The sequence below is a fragment of the Saccharopolyspora sp. NPDC003752 genome (genome assembly GCF_053605825.1).
The window spans coordinates 270595-293928 of record NZ_JBSGJZ010000008.1 but is presented as its reverse complement, the minus strand read 5'-3'; the positions used below and the strand labels follow the sequence as shown (position 1 = coordinate 293928).

Annotated in this window: 22 protein-coding genes; 12 read left to right on the top strand and 10 right to left on the bottom strand. The window is 71.5% G+C overall.

The features are described 5' to 3' along the window. Nucleotides 1–99: 99 nt before the first annotated feature. Both ACWEV3_RS13835 and ACWEV3_RS13830 read right to left on the bottom strand, forming a co-directional pair. Nucleotides 100–1434, bottom strand: a complete 1335-nt coding sequence (locus tag ACWEV3_RS13835; RefSeq protein ID WP_452614175.1) for an MFS transporter — start codon at nt 1432–1434, stop codon at nt 100–102. Nucleotides 1435–1475: 41 nt separating this feature from the next. Then, complete coding sequence (locus ACWEV3_RS13830) at nt 1476–1556, bottom strand: putative leader peptide (protein ID WP_358566847.1); 81 nt, start codon at nt 1554–1556, stop codon at nt 1476–1478. Nucleotides 1557–1835: 279 nt separating this feature from the next. Here ACWEV3_RS13830 and ACWEV3_RS13825 point away from each other — a divergent pair, with 279 nt between their 5' ends. From ACWEV3_RS13825 to ACWEV3_RS13790, 8 genes are all read left to right on the top strand, one after another. Next, on the top strand, nt 1836–3008 hold the full coding sequence (locus ACWEV3_RS13825; RefSeq protein WP_452614174.1) for an LLM class flavin-dependent oxidoreductase: 1173 nt from the start codon (nt 1836–1838) through the stop codon (nt 3006–3008). Nucleotides 3009–3396: 388 nt separating this feature from the next. Continuing rightward, complete coding sequence (sfnG, locus tag ACWEV3_RS13820; protein WP_452614173.1) at nt 3397–4530, top strand: dimethylsulfone monooxygenase SfnG; 1134 nt, start codon at nt 3397–3399, stop codon at nt 4528–4530. A 17-nt stretch (nt 4531–4547) separates the two neighbouring features. Then, nucleotides 4548–5774 carry an acyl-CoA dehydrogenase family protein gene (locus tag ACWEV3_RS13815; protein ID WP_452614172.1) on the top strand — a complete coding sequence of 409 codons (1227 nt, stop codon included), beginning with the start codon at nt 4548–4550 and terminating at the stop codon, nt 5772–5774. 85 nt (nt 5775–5859) lie between these two features. Further along, a complete protein-coding gene (locus ACWEV3_RS13810) occupies nt 5860–7077 on the top strand; it encodes an SfnB family sulfur acquisition oxidoreductase (RefSeq protein WP_452614171.1) in 1218 nt (405 codons plus the stop codon). 19 nt (nt 7078–7096) lie between these two features. Further along, complete coding sequence (locus tag ACWEV3_RS13805) at nt 7097–7999, top strand: MetQ/NlpA family ABC transporter substrate-binding protein (RefSeq protein WP_452614170.1); 903 nt, start codon at nt 7097–7099, stop codon at nt 7997–7999. After that, entirely contained in the window at nt 7996–8775 is a 780-nt protein-coding gene (locus tag ACWEV3_RS13800; protein ID WP_452614169.1) for a methionine ABC transporter ATP-binding protein, read from the top strand. The genes ACWEV3_RS13805 and ACWEV3_RS13800 overlap by 4 nt, the downstream gene beginning before the upstream one ends. Then, entirely contained in the window at nt 8765–9433 is a 669-nt protein-coding gene (locus ACWEV3_RS13795; protein ID WP_452614168.1) for a methionine ABC transporter permease, read from the top strand. The genes ACWEV3_RS13800 and ACWEV3_RS13795 overlap by 11 nt, the downstream gene beginning before the upstream one ends. Further along, nucleotides 9430–10821: an LLM class flavin-dependent oxidoreductase gene (locus ACWEV3_RS13790; protein ID WP_452614167.1), complete on the top strand. Its 1392-nt coding sequence runs from the start codon at nt 9430–9432 to the stop codon at nt 10819–10821. Before ACWEV3_RS13795 ends, ACWEV3_RS13790 begins: the two co-directional genes overlap by 4 nt. Nucleotides 10822–10895: 74 nt before the next feature. Here ACWEV3_RS13790 and ACWEV3_RS13785 read toward each other — a convergent pair whose 3' ends face one another. Next, the gene (locus ACWEV3_RS13785) at nt 10896–11048 is read right to left on the bottom strand and encodes a hypothetical protein (protein WP_358565011.1); all 153 of its coding nucleotides are present in this window, start codon (nt 11046–11048) and stop codon (nt 10896–10898) included. A 156-nt stretch (nt 11049–11204) separates the two neighbouring features. On the opposite strand from ACWEV3_RS13785, the gene ACWEV3_RS13780 reads away from it, so the two are divergent. Further along, nucleotides 11205–11942 (top strand): dienelactone hydrolase family protein, encoded by a 738-nt coding sequence (locus ACWEV3_RS13780; protein ID WP_452614166.1) that lies wholly within the window; start codon nt 11205–11207, stop codon nt 11940–11942. Between the two features lie 6 nt (nt 11943–11948). On the opposite strand, the gene ACWEV3_RS13775 is transcribed toward ACWEV3_RS13780, so the two are convergent. Both ACWEV3_RS13775 and ACWEV3_RS13770 read right to left on the bottom strand, forming a co-directional pair. After that, the gene (locus tag ACWEV3_RS13775; protein WP_452614165.1) at nt 11949–13133 is read right to left on the bottom strand and encodes an esterase-like activity of phytase family protein; all 1185 of its coding nucleotides are present in this window, start codon (nt 13131–13133) and stop codon (nt 11949–11951) included. A gap of 42 nt (nt 13134–13175) precedes the next feature. Next, nucleotides 13176–14060 carry a LysR family transcriptional regulator gene (locus ACWEV3_RS13770; protein ID WP_452614164.1) on the bottom strand — a complete coding sequence of 295 codons (885 nt, stop codon included), beginning with the start codon at nt 14058–14060 and terminating at the stop codon, nt 13176–13178. A gap of 213 nt (nt 14061–14273) precedes the next feature. Between ACWEV3_RS13770 and ACWEV3_RS13765 the strand changes: the two genes are divergently transcribed. Then, a complete protein-coding gene (locus ACWEV3_RS13765; protein ID WP_358564996.1) occupies nt 14274–15521 on the top strand; it encodes an MFS transporter in 1248 nt (415 codons plus the stop codon). Nucleotides 15522–15540: 19 nt separating this feature from the next. Next, nucleotides 15541–16785 (top strand): FAD-dependent oxidoreductase, encoded by a 1245-nt coding sequence (locus tag ACWEV3_RS13760; RefSeq protein ID WP_452614163.1) that lies wholly within the window; start codon nt 15541–15543, stop codon nt 16783–16785. A gap of 1 nt (nt 16786) precedes the next feature. Here the strand turns inward: ACWEV3_RS13760 and ACWEV3_RS13755 are convergent, their stop codons facing one another. Next, entirely contained in the window at nt 16787–17530 is a 744-nt protein-coding gene (locus tag ACWEV3_RS13755) for an AraC family transcriptional regulator (RefSeq protein WP_452614162.1), read from the bottom strand. Nucleotides 17531–17584: 54 nt separating this feature from the next. Here ACWEV3_RS13755 and ACWEV3_RS13750 point away from each other — a divergent pair, with 54 nt between their 5' ends. After that, nucleotides 17585–18748: an MFS transporter gene (locus tag ACWEV3_RS13750; RefSeq protein ID WP_452614161.1), complete on the top strand. Its 1164-nt coding sequence runs from the start codon at nt 17585–17587 to the stop codon at nt 18746–18748. On the opposite strand, the gene ligD is transcribed toward ACWEV3_RS13750, so the two are convergent. From ligD to pqqC, 4 genes are all read right to left on the bottom strand, one after another. Further along, a complete protein-coding gene (ligD, locus tag ACWEV3_RS13745; RefSeq protein ID WP_452614184.1) occupies nt 18745–20298 on the bottom strand; it encodes a non-homologous end-joining DNA ligase LigD in 1554 nt (517 codons plus the stop codon). The genes ACWEV3_RS13750 and ligD overlap by 4 nt on opposite strands. Before the next feature lie 79 nt (nt 20299–20377). Continuing rightward, entirely contained in the window at nt 20378–21247 is an 870-nt protein-coding gene (gene pqqB, locus ACWEV3_RS13740; protein WP_452614160.1) for a pyrroloquinoline quinone biosynthesis protein PqqB, read from the bottom strand. Then, the gene (pqqE, locus tag ACWEV3_RS13735) at nt 21247–22611 is read right to left on the bottom strand and encodes a pyrroloquinoline quinone biosynthesis protein PqqE (RefSeq protein WP_452614159.1); all 1365 of its coding nucleotides are present in this window, start codon (nt 22609–22611) and stop codon (nt 21247–21249) included. The genes pqqB and pqqE overlap by 1 nt, the downstream gene beginning before the upstream one ends. After that, entirely contained in the window at nt 22602–23297 is a 696-nt protein-coding gene (pqqC, locus tag ACWEV3_RS13730; RefSeq protein ID WP_132480295.1) for a pyrroloquinoline-quinone synthase PqqC, read from the bottom strand. The genes pqqE and pqqC overlap by 10 nt, the downstream gene beginning before the upstream one ends. Nucleotides 23298–23334: the final 37 nt, after the last annotated feature.

The following is a 23334-nucleotide window of genomic DNA, read 5'->3' as shown; positions in this document are numbered from 1 at the left end:
ACCCCCCGGCTCCGGGTTTGGGCGTGTCCCCCGGTCGGCCCGGGCCGGGGGTGCCGGGGGGTGTTTTGCGCGAAAGCCGGTTCTCACCGGCCTTCGCGCTCACGACCCGGAGCGGCCGAAGTACAGGTCGCGCGGGCGCAGGGCCAGGGTGGCGGCGGCACCGATCGCGCCGGTGGACGCCAGGTAGGCGCAGGCCCACCACGGCGAACCGCCGCCGGCGGCCAGCAGCGCGGTGACGATCAGCGGGGTCAGGCCCGACGCGTAGATGCCGGAGAACTGGTACACGAACGACATCCCGGTGTAGCGGAGCCGGACCGGGGACAGCTGCGCGTACAGCGTCCCCTGGGGCGCGTAGAGGACCGCGTGGACGACGCCCAGCACCAGGACGATCACCAGGCCGATCAGCACCGGGTCGCGCGTCTGGAAGGCCAGGAACGCGGGGTATACCGACAGCGCGAATAGCGCCGCGCCGAAGGCGTAGGTCCGGCGCGGCGTCCACCGGTCGGCGAGGCGGCCGAACACCGGCAGCAGCACGGCCAGCGTGATCGCCGCCAGCATGACCGCGACCAGCACGTCGGTGCGCGGGAGCTTGAGCGTCGACGTCGCGTAGGCGAGGAAGAACACCGCCCAGGTGTTGAAAGCCGCGCCCTCGGCCCAGCGTGAGAGCAGGCCGAGCAGCGTGTTGCGCCGCGCCGTGCGGTCGCGGAAGAGGTCCAGGAAGGGCGCGCTGGAGGTGTCCCGGGCCGCCCGGACCTCCTCGAAGGCGGGCGTCTCGGCGACCTTCAACCGGATCACCAGCCCGATGACGACGAGCACGATGCTCAGCCCGAACGCGATCCGCCAGCCGTAGCCCAGGAACTGCTCGTCGTCCAGCAGGTTGCCGAGCAGGGCGAACAACCCGGTGCCCAGTCCGAGCCCCAGCGCGAGGCCGACCTGCGGCCAGGCCCCGTAGCGGGCCTGCTTGCCCGGCGGCGCGTACTCGACCGCCATCAGCACCGCGCCCGCCCACTCGCCGCCGATCGCCAGGCCCTGCACCACGCGCAACAGCACCAGCAGGATCGGTGCGAGCAGGCCGATCTCGGCGTACGTGGGCAGCGCGCCCATCGCGGCCGTGGCCAGACCCATCAGGACCATCGTGGTCACCAGGGTCCGCTTGCGCCCGATCCGGTCGCCGATGTGTCCGAAGAGGACACCACCGAGCGGGCGCGCGACGAAGCCGACGAAGAACGTGGCGAACGCCAGCACGGTCGACACGGTGGGGTTGTCGGTGGGGAAGAAGAGCTTGTCGAAGACCAGGCCGGCGGCCGTGCTGTAGAGGAAGAAGTCGTACCACTCCACGGTGGTGCCCATCAGGCTGGACACGATCACCGTGCGGACGTCCTTCTCCGACACCTGACGGGCTCCGGGCGCATCGACGTGCGTACCCGCGGTCATGCTGCTGCCTCCTGGGGGCGGTGCTTCCGGGTTCGGGCGGGTCAGGACGCCGAACACGCCGCCGAGGCCACCCGCAGCAGATCCACGTGGTGGCGATTGGTCAGCAGTACCGGTCGGAGCACGCGCCGACGCTATGGACGCGGTCGAGCACGTGTCAAGGAGATCGCGCGTCGGTCCGGCAGGTGAGATCGGTTGACACCCCGGGGGCCCTCTGCTGCCATTGCCGCGTGATGGTCGCGACGTGGTTCACCAGGCGGCGGCACGTGGATTTCCACCGCGTGTCGGCGCAGGCATGTCGCCGCTGACCTGACTTCCGCTCATCGCGGCCGGTCCCCGGCCGCATCTGTCCACGATGGACGTCCGTGGTCGGTTCCGATCACCGGCCTTCCCTGGAGTTGCGCATGTCTTTGACGTTCCACTGGTTCCTGCCCACTTACGGCGACAGCCGGTACCTCGTCGGCGGTGGCCACGGGGTGGCGACCACCAACACGGCGGCGGGAGCGCGCCCGGCGACGCTGGCCTACCTCGGCCAGATCGCGCGCAGCGCGGAGCAGCTCGGCTTCGAGGGCGCGCTGACGCCGACCGGTGCGTGGTGCGAGGACGCGTGGCTGTCGACGGCGATGCTGACGGAGGTCACCGAGCGGCTGAAGTTCCTGGTCGCGTTCCGGCCGGGCCTGCTGTCGCCGACGCTGGCCGCCCAGATGGCCGCGACGTTCCAGCGGCACAGCGGGCAGCGGCTGCTGCTCAACGTGGTCACCGGCGGCGAAAGTGCCGAGCAGCGCGCCTACGGCGACTTCCTGGACAAGGACGCCCGCTACGCGCGTTGCGACGAGTTCCTGCACGTCGTGCGGGCGTTGTGGCGGGGCGAGCGGGTCGACTTCGACGGCACCCACATCCGGGTCGAGGGAGCCGAGCTGGCGCGGACGCCGGACCCGGTGCCGGAGCTGTACTTCGGCGGTTCCTCGCCGGCGGCCGGCGTCGTCGCGGCCAACCACACCGACGTGTACCTGACCTGGGGCGAGCCGCCGCAGAAGGTCGCGGAGAAGATCCAGTGGATCCGCGGCCTCGCCGCCGAGCGGGGCCGCGCCCCGCGCTTCGGCATCCGGTTGCACGTGATCAGCCGCGACACCAGCGAGCAGGCGTGGGCGGAGGCGCAGCGGCTGCTGGACGCGCTCGACCCGGCGACCATCTCGCGGGTGCAGGAGGGGCTGGCGCGCAGCGAGTCCGAGGGCCAGCGGCGGATGCTGGACCTGCACGGCGGCTCGACCGCGGGCCTGGAGATCTACCCCAACCTGTGGGCCGGTGTCGGCCTGGTGCGCGGCGGCGCCGGGACGGCGCTGGTCGGCAGCCACGCGGAGGTGGCCGAGCGGATCGAGGAGTACCACGCGCTCGGCATCGACGAGTTCGTGCTCTCCGGCCACCCGCACCTGGAGGAGGCGTACTGGTTCGGCGAAGGCGTGCTGCCGATCCTGGAGCGCAAGGGGCTGTGGCGGCACCCGGCGGGCGCGGCGGAAGCCGTCCCGGCGAGCATCCCGTTCGCCGGCACTTCGAGGGAGCCCGCCGCCACCTCCTGACGTGCGGCGCTCGCCACCCGGCGAATCGGGGCCGTGAGTACTTTGTGCTGCTGTAGCGGCACAAAGCGCTCACGGCCCCTTAGTTGTCCAAAAGGGACACCTGATGAGGTGCGTCCGTCAGGTGGGAAGCATGGTGCGTCCGTTGACACGGGTGCCCGTTTTTGGTGGCATGAATACGTGCTCTCCGCAGACAGGCTCACGAAGCGCCGCCACGTCGACCTGGTTCGCGTCGGCGCGCAGGCCTGTCGCGACTTCTGATCTCCTCCCTTCTCCGCACCGGCGGAATTGCCCGCCGGTTCCCCTTTTTCGCACGAGGTGAATTGCGACCTCGTGCCCCGACGGCGCACGTCTGCGTGCGCTGCCGCGTCATGCGCGACAGGAGATGAGAATGTCCGACGCCGTTCCGGCCGAACCGCTGAAGTTCGCCTACTGGGTGCCCAACGTCAGCGGCGGCCTCGTCACCAGCAAGATCGAACAGCGCACCGATTTCGGTTTCGACTACAACAAGAAGCTCGCCGTGCTGGCCGAGAACAGCGGATTCGAGTACGCCCTGAGCCAGGTCCGCTACGCCTCCAGCTACGGCGCCGCCCAGCAGCACGACCCGGCGGCCTTCAGCCTCGGACTGCTGCTGGCCACCGAACGCCTGAAGCTGATCGTCGCCGCGCACCCGGGCCTGTGGCACCCGGCGATCCTCGCCAAGTTCGGCATCACCGCCGACGTCCTCTCCCAGGGCCGGTTCGCGGTGAACATCGTCAGCGGCTGGTTCAAGGACGAGTTCACCGGGCTCGGCGAGCCGTGGCTCGAACACGACGAACGCTACCGGCGCACGGAGGAGTTCATCCGGGTGCTGCGCGGCCTGTGGACGCGGCCGAACTTCGACCTCCACGGCGACTTCTACCGGATCAACGACTTCAGCCTCCGGCCGCAGCCCCACCAGGTGCCCGGACGCCCGCACCCGGAGATCTTCCAGGGCGGCAACTCCACCGCGGCCCGGCAGGTGGCGGGCCGCGTCTCGGACTGGTACTTCAGCAACGGCAAGGACTTCGACGGCTTCGAGGAACAGGTCAGCGACGTGCGAGCCGTCGCGGCGGAGCACGGGCGAACCGTGCGCTTCGGGCTCAACGGCTTCCTGATCGCGCGCGACACCGAGGCGCAGGCCCGCGAGGTGCTGCGGGAGATCGTGGACAAGGCCGACGCCGAAGCCGTCGAGGGCTTCCGGCGCGCCGTCCGGCAGGCCGGTAAGTCCACTTCGGACGGCAAGGGCATGTGGGCCGACTCGGAGTTCGCCGATCTCGTGCAGTACAACGACGGCTTCCGCACCAGCCTGATCGGCACCCCGGAGCAGATCGCGCACCGCATCGTCGAGTACAAGAAGCGCGGCGCGAACCTCATCCTGCTCGGTTTCCTGCACTACCTCGAAGACGTGGCGCACTTCGGCGAGCACGTGCTGCCGATCGTCCGCGACCTGGAAGCGGAACTGGACCGGACCGGCGACCCGATCGGCGTCGGCAACGCCCGTTGAGCGAAGGGGAAACGACCATGACCACGAACGAAACCCAACGCACCTTCAACGACGCCAGGCCCACCACCGCGGCGGGCTGGATCGAGCGCGCGAGCGAGGTCGCCGCCATCCTGGCCGAGGACGCCCTGGAGCGCGACCGCGCGAACCGGACCCCGTACGTCGAGGTGGGACTGCTCAAGGACGCCGGCCTGGTGACCCTCCTCGGCCCCCGCGAGCACGGTGGCGGCGGCCAGACCTGGGAGACGGCGTACCGGGTGGTCCGCGAGGTCGCCAAGGGCGACGGTTCGATCGGCCAGCTGCTCGGCTACCACTACCTCTGGGCGTGGGCCGCCCGCCTGATCGGCACCCCGGGGCAGATCGCGGCGGTGGAGGAGCTCTACACCGCGAACGACTACTTCTTCGGCGGCGCGGTCAACCCGCGCGACGACGACCTCGTCATCGCGGACGAAGGCGACACGCTGGTGTTCCGCGGGAAGAAGTCGTTCTCCACCGGCGGCAAGGTCTCCGACCTGACGGTGCTGGAGGGCGTGCTGGAGGGCACCGGCAAGCACATCTTCGCGATCGTGCCGTCCGCGCAGGACGGCATCTCGTACGGCGACGACTGGGACAACCTGGGCCAGCGGCTGACCGAATCGGGCAGCGTCGCGGTCGACGATGTCCGGGTCCCCTGGGCGTCGGCGGCCGGATACGTGGACAAGGAGTTCCAGCCCCTGACCTACAACACGCTGAACGTGCCGGTGATCCAGCTGGTGTTCGCCAACTTCTACCTGGGCATCGCCCAGGCAGCGCTGCAGGCGGGCATCTCGTACACCACGCAGCGCACCCGCCCCTGGCCCTACGGCGGGGACAACAAGGAATCGGCGACCGAGGAGTTCTACATCCTCGACGCGTTCGGCGATCTGCAGGCCAAGCTCTGGGCGGCCGAGGCGCTGATCGACAAGGCCGGCGCGGAGATCTCCGGGCTGCTGCACGCCGAGCGCGAATCGCTGACCGAGGAGCAGCGTGGCCGGGTCGCCGTGCTGATCGCGGCCGCCAAGCAGCGCATCATCGACACCGGCCTGGAGATCGGCACCCGCGTCTTCGAGGTGACCGGTGCGCGCGCGACGGCGAGTTCGGTGGGCCTGGACATCTACTGGCGCAACCTCCGCACGCACAGCCTGCACGACCCCGTGGCGTACAAGCGGGTCGAGGTCGGGCGCTACGCGCTGCTCGGCCGGCTCCCCGAACCCACTTGGTACACCTGACCGCTTCTCGGCGGCGCCTGCGCGACCGGGAGTGGCACCCGGTCGTGCAGGCGCGATCCGATTCGCACAACTCGAGGAGTTCTTGATGTCAGTCTCTCCGCCCGTCGGTGCCGAACCAGGCACTGCGGGCTTGGTGCGCGACGACGCCGAGGCGCTGGAATTGGCGGCGCGGCTAGCGCAGCGGTTCGCGACCGGTGCCGCCGAGCGCGACCGCGAACGGCTGATCCCGCACGAGGAGCTCGACGCACTGTCGGCGAGCGGCCTGCTGGGCATCACCGTGCCGCGCAGCCACGGCGGCGCCGACGTCGCGGCGCGGACCCTGGTCGAGGTCTTCCGATTGCTGGCCGCCGCCGACCCCAACATCGCGCAGATCCCGCAGAGCCACTTCGCCTACGTCAACGTGCTCCGGGAGAACGGCACCGCCGAGCAGCGGCAGTTCTTCTTCTCCGAGGTGCTGGCAGGCAAGCGGTTCGGCAACGCGCAGTCGGAGGCGGGCAGCCGCACGGTGCAGGAGATCCAGACCAGGTTGACGTCCGCAGTGGACGGTGGTTTCGTCCTGCAGGGCAAGAAGGCCTACTCGACCGGGGCCCTGCTGGCGCACTGGATCCCGGTGCTCGCCAAGGACGACCGGGACCGGCTGCAGGTGGCCTACGTGCCGCGGGACGCCGCCGGGGTCACCGTCGTCGACGACTGGGCGGGCATGGGCCAGCGGACCACCGCCAGCGGCACCGTCGAGCTCGACCAGGTCCGGGTTCCCGCGGACCGGATCGTCCCGCACCACCTGACGTTCGACCGCCCGCAACTGCACGGCGCGCTGGCGCAGGCCCTGCACGCCGCGATCGACGTCGGCATCGCCGGGGGAGCGCTCGCCGACGCGGCCGAGTTCGTGCGCACCCGCAGCCGTCCCTGGGGCGAAGCCGGAGTCCAGCGGGCGGCGGAGGATCCGCTCACCATCCAGCGCTTCGGCGAACTCGCGGTCCGGCTGCGCGCCGCCGAGGCGCTGCTGGAGGAGGCGGGTGCGGCGCTCGACGAGGCACGCGCCGACCTCGACGCCGACTCCGCGGCCGAGGCGTCGATCGCGGTGGCCACCGCGAAGGTGTTCGCCGACGGCGTCGCGGTCGAGCTGAGCAGCGCGTTGTTCGAGGTTTCCGGCACCAGGTCGAGCCTCGCGGAGACCAACCTGCACCGGCACTGGCGCAACGCCCGCACGCACACCCTGCACGACCCGGTCCGCTGGAAGGTCCAGCACATCGGCCGCTACGTCCTCAACGGCACCCGCCCTCCCCGGCACGGCCAGATCTGACGAAGAGAGCATCGAGAAAGTGTCCCAACCGCACCACAGTTCCCGCCCCACCCTCCGCGCGCTGCGGCTGATCCCGCTGATCGGGCTGCTGGTGGCGGCCCTGACCGGCTGCGGGCTCGCCGGCGGGTCCGCAGCCGACGACCGCACCATCACCATCGTCGCCACCGACAGCCCGCCGTACCACGAACCCCTCGAACTGGCCCGCAAGCAGCTCGAAGCCGGCGGCTGGCAGCTGGACGTGCGCTACGTGACCGACATCGTGCAGCCGAACCACGCGGTCAGCTCGGGAGAGGCGGACTTCAACTTCTTCCAGCACGGCGCCTACCTGCAGACCTTCAACCGAGACAACGGAACCGACGTCGTTCCGCTGTTCTACGTCGTCGGCTCCCCGGCCGGGCTGTACTCCACCCGCTACGACGACATCTCGCAACTGCCCGACGGCGCGCGGATCGCGCTGCCGGTGGACCCGGCGAACAACGGCCGGGCGCTGCACCTGCTGGCCGAGTCCGGCCGGCTGAAGCTGCGCGACGGCGCCCAGGTGGTCACCACCAGCCAGCGCGACATCGTGGACAACCCGCACCGCTACTCGTTCGTCGAGGTCGACCAGCAGACGCTCACCCAGACCCTGCCGGACGTCGACGCCGGATTCCTGTTCTCCCGCCAGGCGATCGAGATGAAGCTGGCCGTCGAAGACGACGCACTGCTGCGGGAGAAGGACGTCGACGCCATCCCGTACCGGATCGTCGTCGGCGGGCGCACGGACGAGGCCGGCTCCGAGAAGGCGCGGGCGCTGCAGGCCGCGTTGCAGAGCCCGCCGGTCCGCGACTTCTTCCTGAAGTTCTACGGCGACTGGGCGCCGCTGCCGTGGACCGAGGACCCGCGGGCCCAGCTCGGCCAGTGGTGGAAGGACGGCGGACGTTGATCACGCTGCGAGGTGTCACCAAGCGGTTCCCGGGCCCGGACGGCCCGCTGACCGCCGTCGACGACGTCGACCTGCACGTGCCGCGCGGCTCGGTGCAGGGCATCATCGGCTTCTCCGGCGCGGGCAAGTCGACGCTGGTCCGGCTGATCAACCTGCTGGAGCGGCCGGATTCCGGCGCGGTGCTGGTCGACGGCGAAGAGCTGACCACATTGGACGGGGAGGCGCTGCGCCGCAGGCGCACCAAGATCGGCATGATCTTCCAGCACTTCAACCTGCTGGCCAACCTCACCGCCGCCCAGAACATCGAGCTCGCCCTGCGCATCGCCGGAGTAGGCAAGGCGGCCCGCGCGGCCCGGGTCGCGGAGGCCCTCGCCGTGGTCGACCTCTCCGACAAGGCCGACGCGTACCCGGCGAAGCTCTCCGGCGGGCAGCAGCAGCGGGTGGCCATCGCGCGGGCGCTGGCCAACGAACCGTCGGTGCTGCTGTGCGACGAACCCACCAGCGCCGTCGACCCGCGCACCACGATCACGGTGCTGCGCTACCTCCAGGAGGTCAACGAGCGGCTCGGAATCACGATCGTGCTGGTCACCCACGAGATGAACGTGGTCCGGGCGATCGCCGACGACGTCGCGGTGATGGAGGGCGGCAAGGTCGTCGAGCACCTGCGGCTGGACGGCTCGCCGCTGCGGCCGCAGACCGAGATCGCCCGGTTCCTGCTGGACGACCGCATCCGGTTGCGGCCTGAACGGAGCCTGGAGGACAGCAATGCAGGCTGACAGCATCACCGCCGCCCTGCCCGAAATGCTGGAGGCGCTCGGCGAGACCGCCGTCATGCTGCTGATCACGGTGCCGATCGCGGTGCTCGCCGCCGTCCCGGTCGGCGTGCTGCTCTGGGCGAGCAGGCCGGGCGGCCTGCGCCCGGCGCCGCGGCTGCACCAGGTCGTGAACGCGGTGGTCAACCTGGTGCGCTCGTTCCCGTTCCTGATCCTGCTGATCGCGATGATCCCGGTCACCCGGCTGATCGTCGGCACGAGTGTCGGCACCGTCGCGGTGACCGTGCCGCTGTGCGTCAACGCCATCGCGTACCTGTCGCGGTTCGTCGAGCAGAACCTGCTGCAGATCGACCCCGGCGTGATAGAGGCCGCCCAGGCGATGGGTGCCTCGAAGTTGCGCACGATCTGGAGCGTGCTGCTGGTGGAAGCCCGGCCCGCGCTGGCCGGGTCCATCACGATCATGGTGGTCAGCTTCGTCTCGTACTCGGCGATCGCGGGCCTGGTCGGCGGCGGGGGCATCGGCGACTTCGCCATCCGCCACGGCTACTACCGGTACGAGACGGGCGTGATGATCGCCGCGGTGGTGGTCATGATCGTCCTGGTGCAGCTGATCCAGCTGACCGGCACGCTGACCGCGCGACGACTGGACAAGCGGCTGTGAGCGCCGGGAACCGCCGTCGCCTGCGGTTGAGCGCGTTCGTCATGGTGACCACCTCGCACATCCTGGAAGGCCAGTGGCGCCGCCCGGACGCCCAGCAGCACCGGTTCGACGAGCTGTCGCTGTGGACCGACCTGGCCCGCCGGTTGGAGGCGGCCAAGTTCGACGCGATGTTCTTCGCCGACGTCGTGGGGTTGTACGGCAACTACCGCGGAAACTGGGACATCTTCGCCACCGAGGGGCTGCAGATCCCGTCGCACGACCCGTCGGTGATGATCTCCGCCCTCGGCGCGGTGACCGAGCACCTGGGCCTGGCGTGGACCAGCTCGGTGATCCAGGAGCACCCGTTCACCTTCGCCCGCCGCGCCGCGACGCTCGACCACCTCACCGACGGCCGGACCGGCTGGAACATCGTCACCTCGGCCCTGGAGAACGCGCACCGCAACTACGGCCTGCCCGGGCTCACCCCGCACGACGAGCGCTACCGGTGGGCCGACGAGTACGTCGACGTCGTCTACAAGCTGCTGGAAGGCAGCTGGGAGGACGACGCGCTGCTGCGCGACAAGTCGGGCAGCCACGCGAACCCCGCCGGGATCCACAAGATCCACCACGAGGGGCCGCGGTATTCCGTCGAGGGACCGCACCTGGTGGCACCGTCGGCGCAGCGCACGCCCGTGCTGTTCCAGGCGGGAACCTCACCGGCGGGCATGGCGTTCGCGGCGCGCAACGCGGAGGCGGTGTTCATGTTCGCCGGTTCGCCGGGCAGCGCCCGGAAGGTCACCACCACGGTCCGCTCGCTGGCCGTCGAGCACGGCCGCAGGCCCGCGGACGTGCTGTTCTTCGCGGGACTGTCCTTCGTGGTCGGCAGCACCGAAGCCGAGGCCCGGCGGCGGAAAGCCGACTACGACGAGCACCTCTCGGTCGACGGCCTGGCCGCGCACATGCTCGGCGGGATGGGCGTCGACCTCGGCGACGCGCCGGTCGACACCCCGCTGAAGGACCTCGCGGTCGAGGGCGGGCGAGGGGTGCTGCAGGCCGTCATCGACTCGGTGCCGGGCGGCAATCCGACCATCGAGGACATGGTGCGCTACCGGGCGGAGCGGATGCGGCTGGTCGGCACGCCGGAGCAGATCGCCGACGAGCTGGAGCGCTGGCAGGACGCGGGAGTGGACGGGATCAACATCATCAACCACGTCATCCCGGGCAGCTATGAGGAGGTGATCGAGGGCCTGCTGCCCGAACTGCGCCGCCGCGGCCTGGCGCAGACCGAGTACCGGCCCGGAACGTTCCGCGACAAGCTGTTCGCGGACGTCGCCGAGCACCACGGGCGCCTGAACCCCCGCCACCCAGCGGCGGCGTACCGGGGCGCGTTCCGCAACGCGCCGCGCTGACCGCGCCGCGTTTCCGAGACCAGGGCGGCGACCGCGGGATCAGCCGCGATCGCGTGCCCCCCTCGTGGTGTTGGTCAGTCCTCGTCCGGCTTGGCGTGGTCGGGCACGCCCGGGTGCGGATCGCGGGACAGGTCGATCAGCGGGTGCACCCCGGCGCCTTCCGGCGCGGCGTGGCTGTGCCTCCCCGTCTCGGCCTCGTTGCTGGGACGGTCGGGTTCGGTGCTCATGCTTCCCTCCGGTCGGGATCTCAGGACAACATCAGCATGCCAACCGGATGTGCCCGGACGCCGGAGATCGGAGTGCGACGCGCGTCACCCGAAGACCGGGATCCGCCGTATCGTCGTGTTGATCAGCCAGCGCACCGCAGATTCCCGGAGGACTCCGTGCCCGCACCCACGGCCATCGACCTGACCCCGCGCAGCACCGCCCTCGGCGGTTCCCGGAAGCTGACCGGTCACCTCGCGAAGCCGGCCGGGCCCGGCCCGTGGCCCGGCGTGGTGGTCGTCCACGAGGCGTTCGGCGTCGACGACGTCATGCTGCGGCAGACCGAGCGGATGGCCGAGGCCGGCTACCTGGCGCTGCTGCCGGACCTGTTCACCGACGGAGGCACCCGGCGCTGCCTGATCCCGACCATGCGCGCGGCGCTGTCCGGCCGCGGCCGCGCCTACGCCGACCTGGAGGCGGCCCGCACCGAGCTGGCCGACCGGCCGGACTGCACCGGCAAGGTCGGCCTCATCGGCTTCTGCATGGGCGGCGCCTTCGCGCTGGTCGCCGCGGGCCGCGGCATCTACGACGCGGCCTCGGCGAACTACGGCCAGCTGCCCAAGGACATCGACCGCGCGCTCGCCGAGGCCTGCCCGGTCGTCGGCAGCTACGGCGGCCGGGACGGGATGCTGAAGGGCGCCGCGGCGAAGCTCGACGCCGCCCTCGAACGGGCCGGAATCCCGCACGACGTCAAGGAATACCCGGAAGCGGGCCACTCGTTCCTCAACGACGCGGAGAACGCGCCGAGGATCATGCGCCCGCTCCTGCGGATCTCCGGCGCCGGCCCGCACCCCGAATCCGCCGCCGACGCCTGGCGGCGGATCGAGGACTTCTTCGCCGAACACCTGAAGTCGTGAACCAGGTCAGGGGACGGCGATGGCGATCAGCTGGGTCTGCTGCCGGGCCGAGAAGTTGTTGTCGCTGACCACCAGCAGCACCCGCTCGCCGGTGGGCAGGCGCGGTCCCCAGCTGATGCCCTCCACGTTGTCGGTGTAGGGCAGCCCGATCTCGTCGAGGTCGACCAGCAGCTCCTTCCGCACGGGGCGGAACCCGCCGTCGGCCAGCGAGTGCCGGTCGATCACGTCGTCGGCGCCGTCGGTGCTGAACTCGAAGATGCGGCCCTTGGTGCCGACGCCGGCGGCGTAGCCGCGCTCCAGCGCGAGGAAGCGGCCCGGCTGCTCGTCGGCGAGCAGCGACGAGATCCCGTTGGTGTTCCAGTCGTTCGGCGGCTGCGGCTGCGCGAACAGCGGCTCCACCGGGTAGGCGTACTGGGCGATCGGGCGGCCCGCCCGGTCGTGCACCGTGATCCGGCTGAAGGCGCCGTGGTCGGCGTTGGCCGGCGGCCCGTCCTGCTCCAGCGGGCCTTCCAGCGCGGAGACGATCCGCATGCCGTCGGCGGTGTAGGCGAGGCCCTCGAAGGTCTCGTTGACGCGCGGGCCCGTTTCGCCCATCGTCATCTTCTCGTTCGGCGCGGTCGGCAGGTCCCGCACGTACCAGCCGTCGCGGTGCGAGATCCGCAGCGCCGGGTCGAGCAGCACCGTGCCGCGGGCCGAGCCGTCGGCCGGGACGTTGCGCTGCCCCTCGTTGGTCCAGGCGACGTCGCCGGAGAGCGGGTCGACCCGCAGTTCCTCCGGATCCACGGTGCCCATGACGTTCCGCAGGGCGCGCGGCGTCCGGTGCTGCTCCTCGCGCCAGGTGTCGATCGTCGGGTAGGTCGTGCCGCCCGGGCGGCGGAAGATCCGGGCGCCGGTGAACGTCACGTCGCCGACGCCGTCCTCGGTCACCGAGACGGTGGCGCGGTAGTAGCGGGCCGGGGCGTAGTCCGACCAGTCGTCGCTGACGAAGACGAAGTCCCCGCTGCGGCGGTCGTAGTCCACGGAGGACAGGCCGCCGACCGGGGTGCCGTCCACCTGCAGGCCGTGCGGCACCACGTAGGTGCCCAGCAGCCGGGCCGAGTCGGATTCCGCTGCCGCGGCGGGGAATGCGGCGGGGACGAGGCACAGCGCGGCGGCAGCGGCGAGCACCGCCGATGGGGTTCGGGTTCGCATGATCAGCAGCCAACAGGGCGCCCCTCGGCAGCGCCAGCTCGATCACTCCACCGGGCGAACCGCGCGGCGCGAGATCAACTCCGCCACCTGCTCGACGACCGGCCGGGTGCTCGCCTGCCACACCACCCAGGTGGTCAGCTCCAGCGGCGGGTCGACCAGCGGCACCCACGGCCAGCCGGGCAGCAGTCGCCGGGCGGAGTGCTCGGTGAGCAGCACCGCCTCGGCCTCGGTCGCCTCGGCGCAGGCCAGCGCGTGCTCGGAGAACTGAGCGAACCGCCACAGCGGGACGGCGCCCGCGTCGTGCGCCGCGACGATCAGCCGGTCGTGCGCGACCGGCACCTGCTCGCGGCCGTGCGCCAGGAGCCGCAGGTTGTCGAGATCCCGGACGCGGCAGGTGCTGCGCCCCGCCAGCCGGTGCCCGGCCCGCACCGCGATCCCGAAGGCATGGTCGAAGAGCCGGGTGCCGCGCAGCGCCAGCGGCCGCTCGTGCACCAGTCCCAGATCGAGCCGTCCCTCCCGGACCATGCGCAGCTGGTCGGTGCTGCTCGCCTCGGTCAGCGTCACCGACGCGTGCGGGATATCGGCGCGCAGCGCCGCCAGCGTCTCCAGGACCCAGTCGGCGGCCAGCCCCGGCGGGATGCCGATGTCGACGACTTCGCGGGTGTGCTCGCTCGCCGAATGCGCCGCGTCGCGGCTCGCATCGGCCAGGCGCAGCAGGAGCAGCGCGTGCTGGTGCAGGGCGATGCCCGCCGGGGTCAGGGTCGTGCCGGTCGGCGTGCGCTCGAACAACGTGACGCCCACGTCCCGTTCGAGCTGGCGGAGTTGCCTGCTCAGCGACGGTTGCGTCAGGTGCAGGCGCTCCGCGGCACGGGACATCGAGCGCTCGCTCGCGACGGCGACGAAGTACCGCAGATGGCGCAGTTCCATTTCACCTCCATGCAGTAGTCATGCCTGCGAAGCATGGCCTATCTGATTAGGTGGTATTGGACGTCACGCTGTCAAGAAGGTGTACTTCCCGAAGTCGCACGTCCTATCTGGAATCCTCGTCGGTGGCAGGGCGGCGCGCCAGTCTCGGTGTGCCGAACCTCTGCCTCATGAGCAGGACGTCGCAACCGGATCGCAGAAAGCGAGCGCTCAACGATGAGTCCCATCCCGACCGCCAGCGGAGTGCGCCACCCGTACCGGTGGGTCGTGCTCCTGTTGTCCTGGGCGGCGTTCACCATGACCGCGGTGGACCGTTCCACCTGGGGACCTGCGTCTGTCGCGGTCGGCGAGCACCTGGGGGTCTCGCTGGCCGGACTCGGCGTCTTCGCCACCGGTTACTACGTCGGCTACGTCATCTCCAACGCGGGCGGCGGCTTCCTCACCGACTGGCTCGGCGGGCGGATGGTCATCGCCTCCACCCTGTTCGTGGCCGGCGGGTTCATGATCCTGTTCGGCGAGACCACCTCGGTGGCGATGGGCATCGCGTTCCAGGCCTGCATCGGCGTGTTCGCCGGGTGCGACTACTCGGCAGGCGTGAAGCTGATCTCGCAGTGGTTCCCGGCCAAGGACCGCGGGCTGGCGATGGGCATCTTCATGACCGCCACCTCGCTGGGCACGGTGATCGCCAACGCGATCGTGCCGAGCCTCATCGAGTCCTCCGGCTGGCAGACCTCGTACCACGTGTTCGGCGCGGCCTCGATGGTCGTCGCGGTGCTGTGCTTCTTCTTGCTGCGCAACGGATCCGAGAGCGCCGAATCCTCGGCGCGGGAGGTGCCGAAGCTGGGTTCGCTGCTGCGCAACCGGGATCTCTTCCTGCTCGGGCTGGCCGGGTTCGGCGGGCTCTGGGGCACCTACGGCTTCATCACCTGGTCCAACGCCCTGATGATCAAGGGCAGTCACGTCTCCCCGGTGCAGGCCGGCGTGGTCGTCGCGATCTTCGGCATCGCGGCGGTGGTGGCCAAGCCGCTCATCGGCGTGATCAGCGACGTGTTCGGCGGCAAGCGCAAGGTCCTGACCATCATCGTGCTCGGCGCCTTCGTGGTCACCCTCCTGCTGTTCGGCACGGCGACCAACCTGACCGCGTTCATGTGGATCGCGCCGTTCCTCGGCATCGCCGCCTACGTCTACAGCCCGCTGATGGTCGCGCTCATCCCGAACCTCTCCGGGGTTCGGCTGGCCGGTTCGGCGGCCGGCGCCACCAACGCGTTCTGGCAGCTCGGCAGCACGATCGTGCCGGTGGTGCTCGGCGTCGTCTTCCAGGCCACCGGATCGTTCTTCCTGGCCTTCGCCACGCTCGCCGCCGGACCGCTGCTCGGCATGGTGCTGATGCTCGGGGTGCGGGAGCACGGCGCCGCCCCGCCGGCCGACGACAAGACAGGCGACACCGCCAAAGCTGTTGCTTGACGAGGAAAGTGGAGCGAACGTGACCCAGCACTACGACGTGATCGTGGCCGGCGGTGGATCCGGCGGGGTGGCCGCCGCGATCGGGGCCAGCCGCGCCGGTGCCCGGACCCTGCTGATCGAGCGCGGGCCGTGCCTCGGCGGCGCGGCGACCCTCCGCAACGTGGTGACCTACTGCGGCCTCTACACGCGCGACGACAAGCAGCAGGCCGTCTTCGGCGTCGCCGACGAGGTGATCACGGCGCTGCGCGCGATGGGCGCGATCAGCGAGCCGACCAGGTTCACCGCGGTGGCGGCGGTTTTCGACCCCGAGAGCGTCAAGCGCGTCTTCGACGAGCTGTGCGCGCAGGCCGGGGTCGACGTCCTGCTGCACACCCACGTGCTGGGCGCCGACCGCGAAGGTGACCGGATCACCGCGGTGCGCGTCGCCGACCACTCGGGGATCCACGAGTTCACCGCGACGGCCTTCGTGGACGCCACCGGCGAGGCCGACCTGGCCCACCACGCCGGGGCGGAGGTCCGCTACGGCAACGACGGCTGGGTGCAGAACGGCACGCTCGGGGTGCGCTTCGGCGGCATCCCCGTGGACGCCGAGGTCACCAGGGAGGCCATCGGCGCCGCGGTGCGCGCGGCGAAGAAGGCCGGCGCGCCCGACCTGACCGCGGAAAGCGGGCTCATCGCGCGGATGCCGATCTCCGGCGACCTCATCACCTACCTGGCCGACGAGGGCTACGACGCGCGCAGCGCGGCGGACACCACCCGCGCCGAGATCGGCGCCCGGCGGCAGGCGCAGGCGTACCTGCAGGTGGTTCGCTCGCTGCCCGGCTGCGGCGGGGCGTACATCGTCAGCACCGGGCCGGAGATGGGCACCCGCGAGTCCCGGCACCTCGTCGGCCGGTACCGGTTCACGGAGAAGGAGGTGCTCCAGCCCGGCCCGGTCGACGACGCGGTCGCGATCGGCGCCTGGCCGATCGAGTACCACCCGGGCCCGGGCATCCCGTCGGAGTGGAAATTCATCGGCGACCCCGGTTTCTACGGGATTCCGCTGGACGTCCTGCACAGCCGGGACACGCCGAACCTCTTCGCCGCCGGTCGCACCGTCGACGGCGACCGCGGCGCGGGCGCGTCGCTGCGCGCCATGGGCACGGCGTTCGCCACCGGGCACGCGGCCGGTGTCGCGGCCGCCTTCACCGCAGCCGGCGGCGACGCCGGCACCGAGGCGGTGCGGGCCGAGCTCAACCGCCAGGGTGCTCGGCTGCCCGAATGACTCAGCGGTTGCGCCGATCGCCCGGCGTGTGGCCGAAGGTGCGGCGGAACACCTCGATGAAGGCGCTCGTGGACGCCCAGCCCGTCCGGTGCGCCACCGTGGTGACAGCTTCGCCTTCGGCCAGCAGCCGCAGCCCGTGGTGGAGCCGCAACTGCGTCCGCCACTGCGGGAAGGTCATCCGCATCTCGGCCCGGAACAGGCGGCTGAGCGTGCGCTCGCTGGCCCCGACCTGCGCGCCCAGCGCGGCAAGCGTGCGCTGATCGGCCGGATCCCCGGCGAGGATCTCGCACACCGCGGCGAGCCTCGGGTCGCGCGCGGTCGGCAGGCGCACCGGCTGCTGCGGAGCCCGGCGCAGCTGATCGAGCAGCACCGAGCGCATGCGGTCCCGCTCGGCCGCGTCGTAGTCGTTCTCCCCGGTGTAGGCCAGGATCAGCTCGCGCAGCAGCGGACCGACGGCCAGCACCGCGGGCGAGGTCAGCCCCAGCGGGTTGTCGGTGGTGGGCAGGCCGACGGTGTGGAGGTCCGTTTCGCCGTAGGCGCGGTGTTCGTGCACCGTCCCCGCCGGAACCCACACCGCGCGGGTGCCGGGGGCGATCCAGCTGCCCGCGTCCGTCGTCACCGACAGGACGCCACGCCCGGCGTAGACGATCTGGTTGTCGTCGTGCCGGTGCGCATCCACTTCGGAGCCGGGCGGCAGGAACCGCAGCGCGGTGGGCGCCCGCGGCGTGTGGCGGATTCTCGACACAACATGGCAGTTTATCGGAAGCGGGACAACCGCCGCCTGCCGGACGATCGCACCGTGACGCGAGGAAGAACTCGATCTGTTGGTCTGCTGGCCGTCGGGCACGCAGGCGTGGACATCTACCAGGGGGCGGTGCCCGCCGTCGTCCCGTTCCTGGTGCTGGAGCGGCAGTACGGCTACGTCGCGGTGTCCGGCATCGTGCTGGCGGCGACGTTGCTGTCGTCCGTCGTGCAGCCGGTGTTCGGGGCGCTCACCGACCGGGTGCGGATGCCCTGGCTGATCCCGGTGAGCATGGTGACCGCGGGGCTGGGCGTGGCGCTGTGCGGGGTCGGCGACTCGTACGTCCTCACGTGGCTGGCGGTCGCGCTGTCCGGGCTGGGCGTGGCGGCCTACCACCCGGAGGCGGCCCGGCTCGCGCGCGCCGCCTCCGGCGGCGACCACCTGGCGATGAGCTGGTTCTCCCTCGGTGGCAACATCGGTTTCGCGCTAGCGCCGATCGTGGTGACCCCGGTCCTCGCCGCGGGCGGCCTGCCGGCCTCGCCGTGGCTGATCATCCCGGCCCTGCTCGGCGGGCTGGTGACCACCGCCGTGCTCCGCTCGCTGATCGCCGGTTCCGCGGCGACCGGCGGCGCCAAGGCCGATCGGGGCCGCGACGACTGGCCGGTCTTCGTCCGCCTGACGGGAATCGTCATCGCCCGGTCGATCGTCTACATCGGACTGAGCGCGTTCGTCGCGCTGTGGGTGCAGCAGCGCGTGGGCGGCGGCGAGACCGCGGGCGCGGCGGCGTTGTTCGTGCTGTTCGCCGGCGGAGCGGCGGGCACCGTGCTCGGCGGCAAGCTGGCCACGGTGTGGGGCCGCATCCGCGCCCTGCGGCTGTCGTACGCGGCGTCCATCCCCGCGGTCGCCGGTGTGGTCTACGCGCCCGGTGTCTCCGTGTACGTCTTCGTGGCGCTTGCCGCGGTCCTGCTGTACATCCCGTTCTCGCTGCACGTCACGCTGGGCCAGGACTACCTGCCGAACCGGGTCGGCACCGCCAGCGGTGTGACGCTCGGCCTCGCGGTGAGCGTCGGAGGCGTCGCCACGCCGGTGCTCGGCGCGATCGCCGAGGCGACGTCGCTGCAAACGGCGCTGACGACGCTGCTGGTGTTCCCGGTCATCGCGTGGCTGCTCGGGCGAACCCTGCACGAGCCGGCCGCCCTGGAGGTCGCGGCGGCCCGCTAGACCGGCGGCAGCCGCTGTTCGACGCCGAGGAGCGCGGAGAACGGGTCGCCGACCGTCGCGATCCGGTCCAGGACGGTGCGGATCGTCCAGCGGTCCGGGGCCAGGTCCGGGTCGTCGAGCTCGTCCCACTCCAGCGGCACGGACACCGGCGCGCCCGGCCGCGGGCGGGCGCTGTAGGGGGCGACGAGCGTCTTGTTGATGACGTTCTGGGTGTAGTCCAGCCGGGCCAGGCCGCGGCGGTCCTGCTTCGTCCACGCCCAGCTGACCAGCTCGGGGACGATGCCGCCGACGGCCTTGGACACCTTCTCCACCCAGGCCCGCGTCTCCGCGTAGGTGTAGCGCGGTTCGACCGGCACCCAGATCTGGATGCCGCGCTGCCCGGTCACCTTCGGGCGGGCCTCGACGCCGAGGTGCTCCATCGCGGTCCGGTGCAGGCGGGCGAGGACGAGCACCTCGTCGAACGTCGTCCGGCTGCCCGGGTCGATGTCGAACAGCGCCCAGGTCGGGTGGAGGACGTCGGCGGCGCGCGAGGTCCAGGCGTGCAGCTCCAGCGCCGCGTAGTTGGCCAGCCAGGCGAGCGCGGGAACGCTGTCCGGCACGAGGTACCACTGCGTGTCGCCGGGCTCGGCGCCCTCGTAGCGCCAGCGGCGGAGCCAGCCGGGCGCGTGGCTCGGGACTTCCTTGTGCCAGAAGCCGGGCTGGTCCACGCCGTTGGGGAAGCGGTGCGAGTTCAGCGGCCGGTCGGCGAGGTACGGCAGCATCACCGGGCCGATCAGCGCGTGGTACCGGATCAGGTCGCGCTTGGTCACGGGAGCCTCGCCGTCGTGGCCCGGGAACAGCACCTTGTCGAGGTTGGTCAGCGCGAGATCCCGCCCGGCCAGCCGCCAGCGGCCCTTGGCGCCGAGCTCGTCGAGCGCCGCCAGCTCGCCCGCGGTGGGCGGCTCCCACCGCTGCGCCGCGCGGGATGTGTTGGTGCCCAAGGGAATTTCGGCCTCCGATGGCGGGAGGTCGCTGCGCCACATCGCCTCCGGTGCGACGGCGACCTCCTCGTTGGTGCGCCCGCTCTTCACCGACCGCGGGTGGTCCTCCGGATCCCAGCCGGGTTCGGCGTGCTCGTCCTTCTTGTGCAGCAACAGCCACTGCTTCTCGCCGCGCCGCACCAGCACGAACCGGCCCGCCAGCTTCTCGCCGTGCAGGTCGAAGTGCAGCGTCCCGGCCTCGATCGCGGCGGCCGGATCCTCGTCCACGGAATCCCAGGTGCCCCGATCCCAGACGATGACGTCGCCGCCGCCGTACTCGCCGGCCGGAATGGTGCCCTCGAAATCGGCGTACTCCATCGGGTGGTCCTCGACCTGCACCGCCATGCGCCGCGCCGCCGGGTCCAGCGTCGGCCCCTTGGGCACGGCCCAGCTCACGAGCACGCCGTCGAGCTCCAGCCGCAGGTCGTAGTGCCGGCGGCGGGCCCGGTGCCGCTGCACGACGAACCGGTCACCGGTCGCGCGCACCTCGCCGTCGCCGCTCGGTTCGGCGGTGCGGGTGAAGTCGCGCATCTCCCGGTACTTCGCCAGCCGCTCGTCGGTCACGTCTCCCACATACCCGATATCGGGCGCGAGCAAAAATCGGGGACGGTCAGTCCAGCACCAGGACCTGGCCTTCGGCGGCGATCTCCGCGCCGGCCCCGTGCACGTCGGCGAGCTCCGGCGCGTCGGGGTGGGCCAGCGGGTTGGTGTTGTTGAGGTGGGTGAACAAGAAGCGCGTCGCCGGGTGGCGGGCGATCTCCGGCAGGGCGGCCCGGATCGGCAGGTGCCCCATGCTGCGGGCTGGTCGATCGCTGCCGGACGCGTGCGTCAGCTCGTCCTCGGTGTGGAAGGTGCCGTCCAGCAGCACGACGTCGGCGCCGTCAATGATCCGCTCGAACGCGTCGTTCCAGGTGGGCAGGCACGGCGCGTACACCAGGCTGCGGCCGGAGCCGGTGAACCGGTAGGCGACGGCCCAGTCGGTTCCGGGCAGCTCGCGGGCGTAGCGGGGGCGCTTGTCGCTGACGCCGACGGCCTCGACCGCGAGACCGCCGGCCAGCAATCGGCGGTCGGCGATGATCTCCTGCCGCACCTCGGTGTAGTTGCCGATGACGTCCGCGATCGGAAAGGCCTGCCGCAAAGCCCGGTGGACGGTCGCGGTGGCGTAGATCGGCAGCCGGGCGGCTTCGCGCAGGGTGAGCAGGCCGAGGGTGTGGTCCAGCTCGGCGCTGGTGAGCAGAACGCCTTCGACGGGCGTGCGCCGGGTGCCCGGCGCGGGCCGGAGTTCGGGGCTGGCCAGCAGCTGGGTGCGCAGGTCGGGTGAGGCGTTCACCAGGTACCAGGAGGCTCCGTCACCGCTGATCGCCAGGCAGTCCTGGCTGCGCGCCACGCCGAGTTCCGCGGCCCGGCTGCAGCTCCGGCACCCGCAGTTCCACTGTGGAAGGCCGCCGCCCGCGGCGGTGCCGAGGATGCGGACCCGCATCACATCCGCCTCGGAACGGCGGGCCGCGGCTCGAACTCGGCGCGGACCAGGTCGTGGTGCTCGGACAGCGAGCAGGCCGGATCGGTCGCGGCCGCGTCGCCCACCAGCTGGTAGGCCTGGCAGCGGCAGCCGCCGAAGTCGACGTCCTTGAGCGCGCAGCTGCGGCAGGGATCCGGCATCCACCCGGTGCCGCGGAAGCGGTTGAACGCCGCCGAATCGAACCAGATCGAATCCAGCGCCGAATCGCGCACCGACGGCGCGTCCAGCTCGGGAAGCTGGGCGGCGGAGGGGCAGGGGAGCACGTTGCCGTTGGGCGCCACCGCGAGCTGCCGGTTGCCCCAGCCGTAGTTGCACGGCTTGGGGCGCGGGCTGAAGTAGTCCGCGGCCACGTACACGATCTCCAGCCGGTCGCCGTAGCGCTCGCGGGCCACCGCCGCGTCGGCGTCGGCCTGCTGCACCTGTTCGCGGCTGGGCATCAGCGCGGCGCGGTTGCGCAAGGCCCAGCCGTAGAACTGGGTGTTGGCCAGCTCCACGCGCTCGGCGCCGAAGCCCACCGCGAGTTCGACGATGTCGAGCAGCCGCCCGATGTTGCCGCGGTGCAGCACGGCGTTGACGGTCATCGGCAGCCCGGCCGCGACGATGCTGCGCGCGGTGTCCAGCTTGCGGTCGTGCGCCCGGCGCCCGGCGATGACGTCCGCGGACGTCGCGGCGGAGTCCTGCACCGACAGCTGGACGTGATCGAGGCCCGCGGCGGCGAGCTCCTGCAACCGCCGCAGCGGCAGGGAGAAACCGCTGGTGACCAGGTTCGTGTACATGCCGTGCTCGCGGGCGGCCGCGACGAGGTCGACCAGGTCGCGGCGCAACGCCGGCTCGCCGCCGGAGAGGTGCAGTTGCAGGACGCCGATGGACCGGGCCTGCTCGATGACGCGCAACCAGGTCCCGGTGTCCAGCTCGTCCCGGTAGTCGGCCAGGTTCAAGGGGTTCGAGCAGTACGTGCACTGCAGCGGGCACCGGTAGGTCAGCTCGGCCAGCAGCCCCAGGGGCAAACCGGCCCGCGCTGCTCCCGGCTGCTGCCCGGACTCCGCGACGCCGACCGGCTCCGCGCCCAGCACGCGGCGTCGGTCCAGGTCTGCGAGCAGTGCGAGCACGGATTCGGCGGTGGCGCCCTGGTACGCGGCGGCGAGCTCGACGGCGATGTCGGTGACCGTGCGCCTGGCGTCGCACCGGCGCACGATGTCGGCCGCCGTGTCGTTGAGCAGCAGCACGCCTTCCGGGTACAGCAAGGCGTGCTTGCCGCGGACCCGGTCGCGGACGAACCGGACCCCGCGCCGCAACCCGGGGCGGCTGTCGACGGTCACGCCCATGACTGTCCTTTGTAGTCGATGGCGTCCAACATCGCCCAGAGCACATCGCATTTGAACGACAGCGCCCGCACCGCGGCGTCCTGCTGCTCGCGCGTCACGCAGTGCTTCAGCACGACCCCGAGCGTGACGGAGCTGTCCGCGCGGGCGGCCGGGATGCGGCGCTCGAAGTACGCCAGGCCGCCGGGCTCGATCCAGTCGTAGTGGCGCTTCCAGGCCGCCATCCGGTCGGCCATGTGCCCGGGCGAGAACATCTCCGTCAGCGCCGCGGCCACGCCCTCGATCCACGGTTTCCGGCGGCAGAAGTCCAGGTACGCGTCAACGGCGAACCTAACACCGGGCAGCACGTGCCGCTCGTCGACCACCTCGTCCCGCTGCAGGCCGACGGCCTCGCCGAGCACCAGCCAGTCGTGCAGGCCGCCGTCGGCATCGCCGGCCCCGTCCTGGAAGGCGATCCGCTCGACCCAGATCCGCCGCACCTCGGGCAGCGGGCAGTTCGCCACGATGGCCGCGTTCTTCTGCGGCAGGTGCCGCTGGTAGTACCACCTGTTGGCCACCCAGAGCCGAACTTCCGCGGCGCTGCAGCGGCCATCGTGCAGCCGCAGGTGAAAGGGGTGGTGCGCCCAGTAGCGATTCGCCAACCGCTGCAGCGATTCCCGGAATTCGGATTCGGCCAGCGGCTGCGTCACCGATTGCCGTCGTGCGCGTAGGCGGTGACCTCGGGAC

Coding starts and splice junctions, on each gene's coding strand:
- ACWEV3_RS13795 (WP_452614168.1), top strand. CDS start 8,765: ATGCAGGCTGACAGCATCACCGCCGCCCTGCCCGAAATGCTGGAGGCG.
- ACWEV3_RS13825 (WP_452614174.1), top strand. CDS start 1,836: ATGTCTTTGACGTTCCACTGGTTCCTGCCCACTTACGGCGACAGCCGG.
- ACWEV3_RS13765 (WP_358564996.1), top strand. CDS start 14,274: ATGAGTCCCATCCCGACCGCCAGCGGAGTGCGCCACCCGTACCGGTGG.
- sfnG (WP_452614173.1), top strand. CDS start 3,397: ATGTCCGACGCCGTTCCGGCCGAACCGCTGAAGTTCGCCTACTGGGTG.
- pqqB (WP_452614160.1), bottom strand. CDS start 21,247: ATGCGGGTCCGCATCCTCGGCACCGCCGCGGGCGGCGGCCTTCCACAG.
- ACWEV3_RS13770 (WP_452614164.1), bottom strand. CDS start 14,060: ATGGAACTGCGCCATCTGCGGTACTTCGTCGCCGTCGCGAGCGAGCGC.
- ACWEV3_RS13835 (WP_452614175.1), bottom strand. CDS start 1,434: ATGACCGCGGGTACGCACGTCGATGCGCCCGGAGCCCGTCAGGTGTCG.
- ACWEV3_RS13775 (WP_452614165.1), bottom strand. CDS start 13,133: ATGCGAACCCGAACCCCATCGGCGGTGCTCGCCGCTGCCGCCGCGCTG.
- ACWEV3_RS13785 (WP_358565011.1), bottom strand. CDS start 11,048: ATGAGCACCGAACCCGACCGTCCCAGCAACGAGGCCGAGACGGGGAGG.
- pqqE (WP_452614159.1), bottom strand. CDS start 22,611: ATGGGCGTGACCGTCGACAGCCGCCCCGGGTTGCGGCGCGGGGTCCGG.
- ACWEV3_RS13810 (WP_452614171.1), top strand. CDS start 5,860: ATGTCAGTCTCTCCGCCCGTCGGTGCCGAACCAGGCACTGCGGGCTTG.
- ligD (WP_452614184.1), bottom strand. CDS start 20,298: ATGCGCGACTTCACCCGCACCGCCGAACCGAGCGGCGACGGCGAGGTG.
- ACWEV3_RS13815 (WP_452614172.1), top strand. CDS start 4,548: ATGACCACGAACGAAACCCAACGCACCTTCAACGACGCCAGGCCCACC.